At 62.5% G+C, this 12,930-nt stretch carries 10 protein-coding genes; 5 read left to right on the top strand and 5 right to left on the bottom strand.

Going from position 1 to position 12,930, the window contains the following annotated elements; all coding sequences use genetic code 11:
* The first annotated feature begins 145 nt into the window (after positions 1–145).
* From ACR0LL_RS09860 to ACR0LL_RS09845, 4 genes are all read left to right on the top strand, one after another.
* Positions 146–1,045 carry a phytanoyl-CoA dioxygenase family protein gene (locus ACR0LL_RS09860; protein ID WP_480586227.1) on the top strand — a complete coding sequence of 300 codons (900 nt, stop codon included), beginning with the start codon at positions 146–148 and terminating at the stop codon, positions 1,043–1,045.
* Positions 1,046–1,139: 94 nt separating this feature from the next.
* A complete protein-coding gene (locus tag ACR0LL_RS09855) occupies positions 1,140–4,322 on the top strand; it encodes a valine--tRNA ligase (protein WP_480586224.1) in 3,183 nt (1,060 codons plus the stop codon).
* A 135-nt stretch (positions 4,323–4,457) separates the two neighbouring features.
* Entirely contained in the window at positions 4,458–5,621 is a 1,164-nt protein-coding gene (locus ACR0LL_RS09850; protein WP_480586222.1) for a benzoate/H(+) symporter BenE family transporter, read from the top strand.
* A gap of 39 nt (positions 5,622–5,660) precedes the next feature.
* Positions 5,661–5,993 (top strand): DnaJ family domain-containing protein, encoded by a 333-nt coding sequence (locus ACR0LL_RS09845; RefSeq protein WP_480507803.1) that lies wholly within the window; start codon positions 5,661–5,663, stop codon positions 5,991–5,993.
* Here ACR0LL_RS09845 and ACR0LL_RS09840 read toward each other — a convergent pair whose 3' ends face one another.
* A complete protein-coding gene (locus tag ACR0LL_RS09840; protein WP_480586219.1) occupies positions 5,994–6,776 on the bottom strand; it encodes a crotonase/enoyl-CoA hydratase family protein in 783 nt (260 codons plus the stop codon). It abuts the gene before it with no gap.
* A 66-nt stretch (positions 6,777–6,842) separates the two neighbouring features.
* Entirely contained in the window at positions 6,843–7,913 is a 1,071-nt protein-coding gene (locus ACR0LL_RS09835) for an SMP-30/gluconolactonase/LRE family protein (RefSeq protein ID WP_480586216.1), read from the bottom strand.
* Between the two features lie 90 nt (positions 7,914–8,003).
* Between ACR0LL_RS09835 and ACR0LL_RS09830 the strand changes: the two genes are divergently transcribed.
* On the top strand, positions 8,004–9,119 hold the full coding sequence (locus tag ACR0LL_RS09830; RefSeq protein WP_480586213.1) for a pyridoxal phosphate-dependent aminotransferase: 1,116 nt from the start codon (positions 8,004–8,006) through the stop codon (positions 9,117–9,119).
* Positions 9,120–9,245: 126 nt separating this feature from the next.
* Here ACR0LL_RS09830 and ACR0LL_RS09825 read toward each other — a convergent pair whose 3' ends face one another.
* The 3 genes from ACR0LL_RS09825 to edd are packed head-to-tail and all read right to left on the bottom strand — an operon-like array spanning position 9,246 to position 12,930.
* Positions 9,246–10,436 carry a pyridoxal-phosphate-dependent aminotransferase family protein gene (locus ACR0LL_RS09825; protein ID WP_480586210.1) on the bottom strand — a complete coding sequence of 397 codons (1,191 nt, stop codon included), beginning with the start codon at positions 10,434–10,436 and terminating at the stop codon, positions 9,246–9,248.
* A 51-nt stretch (positions 10,437–10,487) separates the two neighbouring features.
* Entirely contained in the window at positions 10,488–11,120 is a 633-nt protein-coding gene (locus ACR0LL_RS09820) for a bifunctional 4-hydroxy-2-oxoglutarate aldolase/2-dehydro-3-deoxy-phosphogluconate aldolase (RefSeq protein ID WP_480586208.1), read from the bottom strand.
* Between the two features lie 4 nt (positions 11,121–11,124).
* The gene (gene edd / locus ACR0LL_RS09815) at positions 11,125–12,930 is read right to left on the bottom strand and encodes a phosphogluconate dehydratase (RefSeq protein ID WP_480586205.1); all 1,806 of its coding nucleotides are present in this window, start codon (positions 12,928–12,930) and stop codon (positions 11,125–11,127) included.

Here is a 12,930-nt window from a genome sequence, read left to right as displayed (position 1 = left end):
CTTGATGGCGACACTAGCCCTGCGCTCGCTTATGTCCAGCGCCTTGCATGAAAGCGCGTGGCGACACCGATGTCGTAAACAGGATTGCGGGGGCCGCAGAGGGATTCGTAGGCTGTTTGAAGATACAGCCTGCCGGAGGTTCCCCATGCCCGAACCCATTTCCCTGTCACAGGGCCGCCTGGACGCCCCATCGGTCGACGCGTATTGGCAAGACGGGTTTGCCTTTCCCCTCACTGTCTTTTCGCCGGATGAGACCGCACAGTTCCGGGCCGAGCTGGAGCAGATCGAGAAGACCTGGCGCGTGGCTGACCTTCCGCTGCCGCTGAACATGTACAAACGCCTGAACGCCCATGTGGTGATGCCGCTGGTCGCCCGTATCGCACTGGATCCCAGGGTTCTGGACGTCGTCGAAGGAATACTGGGGCCGGATTTGCTGCTGTGGTCTGCGGAACTATTCATCAAAGAGCCACGCACGACCCAGGTGGTGGGAATGCATCAGGACCTGACCTATTGGGGGATGGGCGAAACACCGGATCAGGTGACCGCGTGGATCGCATTGTCGCCTGCCACGGTTGCAAGCGGCTGCATGGACTTTGTCAGGGGTAGCCACAAAAACCCGATCCTACCCCATAACGACACGTTTTCAGACAACAACCTGCTGTCGCGCGGGCAGGAGGTGGCTGTCGATGTGGCAGACGAGGACAAGACACATATCGAATTGCAGCCGGGTCAGATGTCGTTGCACCATGGCCTCACAATCCATGGCTCGGGGCCCAATATGTCGGACGATCGGCGGATCGGGCTGGCGATCCGGTATCTGAACCCGAACGCGCAGCAAAAAGTGGCGGATCGCGATTACGCGGTCTTGGCGCGGGGCGAAGACCGGGTGGGCAATTTCATCCTCATCAAACCACCGACCGAGTTGTTTTCGCCGCCAGCCTTGGCGCTTCATGCCCGCATCCGGGAGGATCAGGCCAAGGCGATGACACAAGGCGCGGCACAAAGCACGCACTTGTACGGAAACGAGGCGACCGGCACGGGGTGACTTCGGCAATCGTCGCCGCACAGGGCCTTCCCCTTCCCGTCTCCATTCGCTATTGCAGGCGCTGACCCGAATTTGTTGACGCAGGACGCATCCCATGGCGATGGAAAAGACATTCAACGCGGCCGAGGCCGAGGCCCGTATCTATGAGGCCTGGGAACAGGCCGGAGCCTTCAAGGCAGGCGCGAACCGGTCGCGCGAGGAAAGCTTTACCATCATGATCCCGCCGCCCAACGTGACGGGTGCGCTGCATGTGGGTCACGCGTTCAACAACACGTTGCAGGATATCCTGATCCGCTGGCACCGGATGCGTGGTTTTGACACGCTATGGCAGCCCGGTCAGGACCACGCGGGCATTGCCACGCAGATGCAAGTGGAAAAGATGCTGGCGGCGCAGGGCAACGAAGGTCGGCGCGAGTTGGGACGCGAGAAATTCCTTGCGAAAGTCTGGGAGTGGAAGGGCGAATACGGCGGCACGATCATTGAACAACTCAAGCGCCTGGGCGCCAGCTGCGACTGGTCGCGCAACGCCTTTACCATGGCGGGCGCGCCAGGTGACCCGCGCACCGGGCACGAGAACAGCCCGAATTTCCATGATGCCGTTATCAAGGTCTTCGTCGACATGTACGAGAAGGGCCTGATCTATCGCGGCAAGCGACTGGTCAACTGGGACCCACATTTCGAGACGGCGATTTCGGACCTTGAGGTCGAGAATATTGAAACGCCAGGCCACATGTGGCACTTCAAGTACCCTTTGGCGGGCGGTGAGACATATGAGTATTTGGAAAAAGATGAAGATGGGAATGTAATCCTTCGCGAGGTGCGGGATTATATTTCGATCGCGACGACCCGCCCTGAAACCATGCTGGGCGACGGTGCTGTGGCCGTCCATCCGTCGGATGAGCGCTACGCGCCGATCGTCGGCAAACTGTGCGAAATTCCGGTTGGCCCGAAAGAGCATCGCCGCCAGATCCCGATCATCACCGATGAATACCCCGATCCCGATTTCGGCTCGGGCGCGGTGAAGATCACCGGCGCGCATGACTTCAACGACAATATGGTCGCCAGGCGCTGCGGCATTCCGATGTACCGCCTGATGGACACCAAGGGCGCGATGCGGGCTGATGGAGCGCCTTACGCCGAAGAGGCGGGCAAGGCGCAGGAATATGCGCGCGGCAAAGCGTTCACCGAGAATGAGATCGACGCGATCAACCTGATCCCCGATCACCTGCGCGGGCTCGACCGGTTCGAGGCGCGCGCCAAGGTGGTCGAAGAGATCACCCGCGAAGGTCTGGCTGTTATGTGTCCAGCGGACGATCCGCGTCTGGGATCGAGCCGGGCTGAAGCCCGGCCTACAGAGGACGAAGACGGTGGGCAGGACTTCAGCCCGGCACTTGTCCCACTGGTCGAGAGCAAACCGATCATGCAACCCTTTGGCGACCGCTCGAAAGTCGTCATCGAGCCGATGTTCACCGACCAGTGGTTTGTGGATGCCGAAAAGGTCGTCGGCCCGGCGCTGGATGCGGTCAAGGATGGCACGGTCAAGATTATCCCTGAATCGGGCGAGAAAACCTATTACCACTGGCTGGAAAACATCGAGCCCTGGTGCATCTCGCGCCAGCTGTGGTGGGGGCATCAGATCCCGGTTTGGTATGGCCTCGATCTCTCGGCTGAGAACTTCGAGGACGACGAAAACGATGGCGACCTTGATCTAGTCGAACTGGGCCGTTTACTGAACGAAGGCGGCATGCTGAACCGTGGTAACGTCATGGAGTGTGCAGCGAACCTGAAAGCCGTTACCGAGAAGTTCCTGGATGACAATGCAAACATTCCAAGTCCATTGAGCCACGCGACGGTTATCGAAGTCGCTGACAAGCAGGAAGCCATCCATCAATTTGCGGAAAGCCTGGCACAATATGCAGTCGAACAGGATCCAACCAAGCTGGTCTACCCGGTTTGGCGCGATCCCGACGTCCTCGACACCTGGTTCTCGTCCGGCCTCTGGCCCATCGGCACGCTGGGCTGGCCCGAAGATACCGAGGAGATGCACCGCTATTTCCCGACCAGCGTATTGATCACCGGCTTCGACATCCTGTTCTTCTGGGTCGCCCGGATGATGATGATGCAATTGGCCGTGGTCGATCAGATCCCGTTCCACACCGTCTACCTGCACCAGCTTGTCCGCGACGAGAAGGGCAAGAAGATGTCCAAGACCACCGGCAACGTCATCGACCCGCTGGAGATCGTGGACGAATTCGGTGCCGACGCGCTGCGCTTTACCAATGCCTCAATGGCGGCGATTGGCGGCGTGCTGAAACTGTCCCGCGAGCGCATCACCGGTTACCGGAACTTCGGCACCAAGCTGTGGAACGCCGTCCGCTTTGCCGAGATGAACGAGGTCTTTACCGACGCCGTCCCGCAACTGGACGTGGCCGACCTGCAGCCCAAGGCGGCCGTCAACCGCTGGATCATCGGCGAAACCGCCCGCGTGCGAGAAGAGGTCGACGCGGCACTGGAAAGCTATCGCTTCAACGATGCCGCCAACGGCCTGTACGCCTTTGTCTGGGGTAAGGTCTGCGATTGGTACGTGGAACTGTCAAAACCCCTGCTGCAAGGCGACGACACAGAGGCACAGGCCGAGACCCGCGCCACTATGCGCTGGGTTTTGGATCAGTGCATGGTCCTGCTGCACCCGATCATGCCCTTCATCACCGAAGAGCTGTGGGGCCTGACCGGCAACCGCGCGAAAATGGTCGTCCACGCTGACTGGCCGACTTATGGTACCGAACTGGTCGACGCCGACGCGGATCGTGAAATGAACTGGGTGATCTCGGTGATCGAGAACACCCGCTCGGCCCGTGCGCAGATGCGGGTGCCTGCGGGTCTTTACGTGCCGATGCTGGTGACCGAGATCGACGCAAACGGACAAGCTGCGTGGGACCGCAACGAGGCGCTGATCAAACGTCTGGCCCGCATCGACAGCCTGACCAGCGCGGACGCGCTGCCCAAGGGCACCATCTCGATTGCCGCCCCCGGAGCCTCCTTCGGCCTGCCGCTGGCGGATATCATCGACATTGGCGCGGAAAAGGAGCGGCTGGAGAAAGCAAAGGGCAAGCTGGCCAAGGAACTGGGTGGCCTGCGTGGGCGTCTGAACAACCCCAAATTCGTGGCCTCGGCCCCGGATGAGGTGGTCGAGGAAGCCAAAGCCAACCTCGCCGCACGCGAGGAAGAAGAAGCCAAGCTGAACGAGGCGCTGGCCCGTCTGGCTGAGATCGCCTGATCTTCATCTTTTCAAAAATACTCATACCCCAAACCCCGCCGCTGATCCGGCGGGGTTTTCTTTTGCGCGTTCAGACCTTGCCCGTCCCTGCCGCCGCTTGTTAGCAATCACCAACCCCAACCGCCCGAGGCTGTCATGACCCAGTTTGCCCCACCGCTCCAGACAGTCTCGACCGGGCTTGTTGTCGCCATTGTCGGATTCTTCAGTTCATTTCCTATCGTGTTGCAGGGGCTGGCCGCGATGGGTGCGTCTCCGGCGCAGGCGGCCTCGGGTCTGATGATGGCGGCCATCGCAATGGGGCTGACCGCCATTGTGCTGAGCCTGTGGTACCGGCAACCGATCAGCGTCGCCTGGTCGACGCCGGGGGCGGCGCTGCTGGCGGTGTCCGCGACACCGGCGCTGGGGTTTGCCGAGGCGACGGGCGCCTTCCTGTGTGCAGGGGCGCTGACGGTTCTGGCCGGGCTTTGGCGGCCACTGGGGCGGCTGGCGGCCGCCATTCCGACGACTCTGGCACAGGCCATGCTGGGGGGCGTTCTGCTGCCGCTTTGCATTCTGCCCTTTCAGGCCGCAGTCGAATTGCCCGCGCAAGCCCTGCCGGTGATCCTGACATGGTTCATCGCGGGCCGGATCAACCGGCTGTTCGCTGTTCCGGCGGCTGTTGTCGCCGCCGCGCTGGTTGTGGTGCTGAACGCAGGCGACGCATCGGTGACCCCGGCGCGATGGCTGGCGGCACCGGTCTGGACCACGCCCAATTTTTCGCTGGCCTCGACCATCGGGATCGCCATCCCGCTGTTCATCGTCACGATGGCGACCCAGAATATTCCCGGCATCGCGGTGATGCGCAGCTTTGGCTATACACCGGCACCGGGCAGGCTGTTTTCATCCGTGGGTGGGGCGAGCCTGTTATCTGCGCCATTTGGCGCACCTGCCACCTGCCTTGCGGCGATCACGGCTGCGATGTGTTCCAATGAAGACAGCCACCCCGACCCCGCGCAACGGTACTGGTCGGCCATCATGAGTGGTGTGTTCTATGGTGTATTCGGTATCTTTGCCGTGGCGATTACCGGCTTTGCATCCCATGCCGATCCGCTGTTGATGGGGACACTGACCGGTGTCGCCCTGATCGGCGTTCTGGCCAATTCGATTTTCGCAGCACTTGAGGTTCCGGCCGAGCGTGAGGCCGCGATGCTGACCTTTGCGATCACCGCATCGGGTATCTCGGTCTTTGGGCTGGGCGCGGCGGTCTGGGGCCTTCTGGTCGGCGGGCTGGCCTATCTGGTGAGCAACAGAATTCGGTAGCCGCTTTCGTATCCCGCCCTTACCGGGTATAGTTGCGCCATGTTCGGTTCACTTGGAAAACTGGTGGAGCGCCAGATCAAAAAGGCACAGGCCGAGGGGCAGTTGCAGGGCCTTGTCGGCGAAGGTCACCCCCTGCCCGACCGGTCCGGCGAGGCGCAGGGCGATCCAGCCATCGCCGCCGGGCACCGGATCATGGCGCAAGCCGGGGTTCTTCCCGAAGAGTTCGACATCAAAAAGAAACTGGATGCGGCCCGCAAAGCGTATCCGGCCCTGACCGACCCCGCGGAACGCCGGGCCGCGATGTCGGAGATCGCTGATTTGGAAATGCGTTACAACATGGCCCGCGATGCACGGCGGGCTTTCATGCGCTGATCACTTGAACTCGGGCTTGCGGCCCTGCATCTGCGCCATCACGACCTCCATCTGATGAGGCTTGCCGATCAGCTCCACCTGCTCGGCGGATTCCGCCTTGAGAACATCCGCACGGGGCTGGGTTTCGGCCACTTCGATCAGCCGCTTGGCGGCACGGATAGCCGAGGGGCTTTGACCGGCAATATTCTCGGCAATGGCCAGAGCTTCGGTCAGCGGATCATCTGAAAGCTGCGTGACCAGCCCCCAATCCATCGCCTGCTGCGCACCGATGGGCCGGGCCGTGTAGGTCAGCAGACGCAGCACGTCCGAACGCACAAGCCGGGGCAACAGAACCATGCCGCCCATATCGGGGATGATACCCCATTTTATCTCCATCACCGCCAGTTTCGCCTCGGGGTGCGCGATACGGATATCCGCGCCCAGCGCAATTTGCAGGCCACCACCATAGGCGACACCCTGAATGGCGCAGATCACCGGCACCGGTACGCGACGCCAGATCAGGGCAAGCTCCTGCATTTCGTTGGCATCTTCGTGGCTGCGGGTCGTCAGCCATTTGGTGGGGTCCATATGGGCCATCTTGGCAAAGCTTGCCATGTCGAGCCCGGCGCAGAAGCTTTTCCCCTCGCCCGACAAAACCACGGCGCGGGCGTCCGAGGCGGCGACCTCTTGCCCGGCAGAGAGCAATGCCTTGACCATCGCGTCATCCAGCGCGTTCATCTTGTCACCCCGGGTCAGGGTGACATGGGCAACATGGTCTTGATAGGTGACGGATACGCGTGACATGGGGGACCTCCCGAAATTCAGTTGCGGCGACCATGCCCGGACGGGACGCCGATTTCCACTGCGACGTCAGGGCATATCGCTGACAGGCATCCGCCCGAACCAGGGAGAATCGAGCGTCATGACATAGAACTGATCGCCCACGATCCGGCCCCCTGTTGTGATGCCAATACGGCCCTGCGGATCCTGTAGCGTGCGCAGGATCGTGCCTTCACCATCGAACTGCACCAGCATACCCCGATGGATCGGCGCCGGACGCACAGCCGGACCCAGCCGCCAGATCACCTTGCGCAGGAAGGGGTACGGCATCAGCGCCTCGGACGGGACACGCGGGCTGGCGAAGGCCATCCAGTAGGTGCCATCGCCCTGTGCTTCGAGATTGTCGGGATAGCCCGGCAGATTGTCCAGCAAGACCTCTTGCTGACCGGCTTTCGGCCCGCTGAGCCACAGCTTGTGCACCCGTGCGCGGCCGGTCTCGGCGATCAGCAGGAAATCTGTATCGGTCGAGAGGGCAATGCCATTGGTATAGACGAATCCAGTGGCAATCTTTTTGGTTCTGCCGTCGGGTGTGTGACGGGCGACATAGCCTTTATCGGACTGTTCCCAGATGGTCAGGACCGAGGTCGGCTTGGTCCCGCCCATGGTTTCGGGGTCGAACCGGTCAGAGGAGTTTGAAAAATAGATCGTGCCGTCCGGCGCTACGTCCAGTTGGTTTGCATAGACCACGGGTGCACCGTCGATATCTGCCACCACGGATTCAAGCATGCCCGGCCCGGTCCAGCGCATCACCCCGCGAAAGCTGTCGGCAATATAGAGCGCACCATCCGGCCCGGCCCTGAGGCCCAGAGGACGCCCGCCAAGTTGGTCGACCACAACAGGTTCAGCCCCGTCAATCCGATAGAGCGTACCGGACCGGCTGGTCGTATAGACCGCGCCGTCGGGCAGGATGGCGATATCTTCGGGGCCGGTTTCCCCATCCGGCAGGCGGATCAGCTGCGCGGCGTCCAGCGCTGTGTTCTCTGCGAAATCTCCTGTGAAACCGGCATCTTCCGGCATCTCAACGGCGACGGGGATAACGGGAACGGGCCAGAACAGAAGATAGGCAAGGCCCAGAAGAACAATGGCAGACAGTATGCGCATCTGCGCTCCTTACTTTTGTTTCAATACGTTCTGACGCGCGGGATGAGGTGCGCGCTTGCCCGAAGCTCGGGCTTGGGGTTATCTGCAGGCATGACAGGACCTCGATACACCCCGCTTGCCCAATCCCTGCCCGCCACCGTGCCCTTTGTGGGCCCCGAAACGCAAGAGCGTCAGCGCGGCGCGGCGTTCATTGCCCGTCTTGGCGCCAATGAGAGCGTGTTTGGCCCCTCGCCCCGCGCGATCCGGGCCATGGAGCAGGCCGCGTCTGATATCTGGATGTATGGTGATCCCGAGAACCACGATCTGCGCCATGCTTTGGCCGAGTATCATGGGGTAACCCCCGAAAATATCGTCGTAGGCGAAGGGATTGACGGGCTTCTGGGTTATCTTGTGCGTCTGATTGTAGGGCCCGGGGATGCGGTAGTGACCTCGGACGGGGCGTATCCCACCTTTAATTATCATGTGGCCGGGTTCGGTGGCGTTCTGCACAAGGTTCCCTATGCCGGGGATCACGAAGACCCGGCGGCCCTGTTTGCGAAGGCGGCCGAGGTGGGGGCAAAACTGGTCTATCTGGCCAATCCGGACAATCCGATGGGCAGCTGGCATTCCGGCGCGGATATCGTGGCGGCGATGGATGCCCTGCCCGACGGTTGCCTGCTGATTCTGGACGAGGCTTATGTGGAATGCGCGCCAGATGGGACAGCGGCACCCGTCAGCGCAGACGACCCTCGCGTGATCCGGATGCGGACATTTTCCAAGGTCTATGGCATGGCGGGCGCGCGGGTTGGCTATGCCATTGGAGCGCCCGACCTGATCGCAGCCTTCAACAAGGTGCGCAACCATTTCGGCATGAACCGCGCGGCGCAGGCCGGGGCGCTGGCCGCGTTGCAGGATGGCGCCTGGCTGGAGCACATTCAAACACAGATCGCCGAGGCGCGTGAGCGGATAGGGACAATTGCCCGCGAGAACGGGTTGGAGCCGTTGCCCTCGGCCACCAATTTCGTGACGATTGATTGCGGGCGGGATGGCGAATTCGCCAGAGCGGTACTGGAGGCTTTGGTTGCGCGGGGTCTGTTTGTTCGGATGCCGTTTGCAGCGCCCCAGAACAGGTGCATCCGGGTAAGCTGTGGTGAAACAGAAGATCTGGATGCTTTTGCGGCCGCCTTGCCCAAGGCGCTAGCGGAGGTGCGGTCACATACTGCCTAGCACTGGTCTGTCTTGCCATCGGGGCAAAGGGGGGCTGTCTGCCCCCCATCGCGCAATGCGCGATTCCCCCCGAGGATATTTTTGGCCAGATGAAGGGGCGGATCAGCGCTGTTCGTCTGACGTGTATCAGGCGGCCAGGACGGCGGCGGCGGCCTCGAGCGCGCCTTTGCCACGGGGGATATCAAGCGCGGCCATGGCCGTTTCCATACCGCCCAGCATCGCCATCACCATTTGCCCGTTGACATGGCCCATATGCCCGAGGCGAAAACAGCTGTCATAGTCCTCCATCCCAAGGCCAATGCCCAGTGTCAGGCCCAGTTGATGTTCGGTGAACGCGCGTAGGGCCGTGCCGCGCCCTCCGGTCAGGCGCAGGGCTGTAACGGCATGGCTGCGGTGGTCGCGGTCGGCAACGTTCAGATGCAGCGCGCCGCCTTCGGCCCATGTTTCGCAGGCCGCCCAGATGGCAGTAGCCAGACGCTCATGGCGGGCCCAGACCTGTTCGATCCCTTCCGCATGGATCAGGTCGAGCGCGGCGCGCAGACCATAGAGGTGATGTGTCGGCGCGGTACCGTCGAAATACTGGTAGAACAGGTCGGGATTGGCGCGCGGCTGCCAGTCCCAGTATCGCGACACACGCGGCATGGCGGCCCGCGAGGCCTGTGCTTTGTCGTTGAAAAAAACAAAGCCTGTGCCTGCGGGGGTCATCAGGCCTTTCTGGCAGGCGGTGACCGTGACATCGACGCCCCATTCATCCATCTCGAACCGGTCGCATCCCAGCGAGGCAATGCAATCGGCCATCAACAGCGCCGGGTGGTCCAGATCGTCGAGCAGTTTGCGCAGTGCCGGGATATCGTTGCGGATCGAGCTTGATGTGTCCACATGAACCGCGAGAACGGCCTTGATCTGATGGCTTTTATCCGCGCGCAATGCGTCGGCAATTCGGTCGAGATCCCAGGCGGATGAGGTGCCGAAATCGATCAGCTGCACCTTTGCCCCGATGCCTTCGGCCATCTCGGCCCAGCCATGGGTGAACCGGCCCGAGGCAGGAGCCAGAACGGTTTCGCCGGGGGCGATCACGTTGGACAACGCGGCCTCCCACGTGCCGTGACCGTTGGCGATATAGATGGCAACGTCATGGCCTGTGCGAGCAACCCGGCGCAGGTTGCGGGTCAGGTCGGGCATCATGTCGATGAGCGCGCCATCGTAGATATTGGGCGACGGGCGATGCATCGCCTGCAGGACTGCGTCCGGCATCACCGAAGGGCCCGGGATTGCCAAATAAGTTCGCCCCTGGGAGAGGGCAGATGTCTGTGTCATGGGGTCAACCTGTCTGAGTTGACGCCCACATTACCGAGGGGCTTCGCGACGTCAATCCGCCAGCTTCGATGCCTCGCGCGCAAGTGTTTCGATCCCGGCCCAGTCACCGCTTTCGACCATCTGCTTGGGCGCGACCCAGCTGCCACCGGCGCAGATCACATTTGACAGGGACAGGTAGTCACGGGCGTTGGACGGCGACACCCCGCCTGTCGGGCAAAAGCTGATCTGCGGCAGGGGCGCACCGATTGCCTTGAGTGCGGGCGCGCCGCCCGAGGCCTCGGCCGGGAAGAATTTCAGCATGTCATAGCCTTTTTCCAGCAATGTCATCGCTTCGCTGGCCGTGGCCGCGCCGGGCAGCAGCGGCAGGCCCTCGGCCTCGCACGCCGCGATGAGCGCGTCGGTTGCGCCCGGAGAGACGCCGAACTGCGCGCCCGCCTCTTTGGCGGCGCGGACATCTTCGGGTGTGACCAGCGTACCTGCGCCGACCACGCCGCCGGGCACCTTGGCCATCGCGCGGATCGCGTCGAGCGCGGCGGGCGTGCGCAAGGTGACCTCGAGCGCTGGCAGACCGCCGGCGACCAATGCCTCGGCCAGCGGGCGGGCCTGCGCGACGTCATCGACAACCAGAACCGGAACGATCGGGGCGAGTGCGCAGATTTCACGGGTGCGTTGGGATTTGGACATGAGGTTAAACTCCGAAAATGCTGGCACCGGTGTCGGCCGAGCCGACATTCTGGCGGAACGCGCCAAAAAGATCGCGCCCTGTACCGTGTTGATTGGCGGACAGGTCGGCGGTGACGGGCGCGCGGTCCAGAACGCCAGCGGTGAGGATTTCCAGATCACCCCTGACCGCGTCAACGCGCAGGATGTCGCCATCCTGAAGGTATGCAATGGGGCCGCGGTCGAGCGCTTCGGGGACGACATGGATGGCGGCGGGCACCTTGCCGGATGCGCCAGACATGCGGCCATCGGTGACCAGCGCCACTTTCTGCCCCCGGCCCTGCAGGATCGACAGCATGGGCGTCAGCGAGTGCAGTTCCGGCATCCCGTTGGCCTTGGGGCCCTGGAAGCGCACGACGACGATGACGTCACCGGTGAACTCGCCAGCCTTGAAGGCTGCCTTGACTGCGTCCTGGTCGTGGAAAACGCGGACCGGAGCCTCGACCACCTGATGTTCTGGCGCGACGGCTGATACTTTCATGACCCCGGTGCCCAGATTGCCGGTCAGGCGCGACAGGCCGCCGGTGGGCTGGAACGGATCGCGCGCGGGACGGACGATCTTGTCATTCAGGCTGTGGCCTGCACCGTCTTGCCAGGTCAGCTCACCATTGATCAGCTTGGGCTCGCGCGTGTAATTGTGCAGGCCCTGCCCGGCGACGGTCAGCGTATCGGGGTGCAGCAAACCTTCTTCGAGCAACGTGCCGATGGTGAACCCAAGCCCGCCTGCGGCGTGGAAGTGGTTCACGTCGGCCAGACCGTTGGGATAGACCCGCGCGACCAGTGGAACAACGGCGGAGATATCGGAAAAATCCTGCCAGTCCAGCACGATGCCCCCGGCGCGCGCCATGGCAATCAGGTGGATCAGCAGATTGGTCGAGCCTCCGGTCGCCATCAGGCCGACGATACCGTTCACAAAGGCCCGTTCGTCGAGCACCTGATAAACCGGGGTATAGCTGTTTCCCAGCGCGCTGAGCGACAGGGCGCGGCGCGCGCCCTCTTGTGTCAGCGCGTCGCGCAAGGGCGTGTTGGGATTGACGAAGCTGGAGCCCGGCAGGTGCAGGCCCATGAACTCCATCAGCATCTGGTTGGTATTGGCGGTGCCGTAGAAAGTGCAGGTGCCGGGGCCGTGATAGGCGGCCATTTCGGCGGCCATCAGTTCGTCGCGCCCGACCTCTCCGGCAGCGAATTTCTGACGGACCTTGGCCTTTTCGTCATTGGGCAGACCGCTGGTCATTGGTCCTGCGGGCAGGAACACGGCAGGCAGATGCCCGAACGCCTGCGCACCGATGATCAGACCGGGGACAATCTTGTCGCAGACGCCGAGGAAGACAGCCGCGTCATAGGTGTTGTGGCTGAGTGCTACGCCAGTTGCCAATGCGATCACGTCGCGTGAAAACAGCGACAATTCCATCCCTGCTTCGCCCTGGGTGACACCGTCGCACATGGCTGGCACGCCACCCGCGACCTGTGCGGTGCCTCCGGCAGCGCGGATCGCATCGCGGATCAGGGCGGGGTACCGTTCAAAGGGCTGATGGGCAGACAGCATGTCGTTATAGGCGGTGACGATGCCCAGATTGCCCGCCGTACCAGTGGCCATGGATTGCTGGTCTTCACCCGCACCCGCATAGGCATGGGCCTGACCGCTACAGGACAGGTGCGCACGGGCGGGGCCCTTGGATCTGGCCTGTTCCATCCGGTCGATATGGGGGGCGCGCAGATCGGCGCTGCGGTCGATGATCCGTTTGGTGACGTCGGAAATGACAGAGTGAACCAT

The organism is Ruegeria sp. AI2, assembly GCF_056541275.1.
The sequence above is the reverse complement of the archived record's forward strand: the minus strand, read 5'-3'. Positions and strand labels throughout refer to the sequence as shown.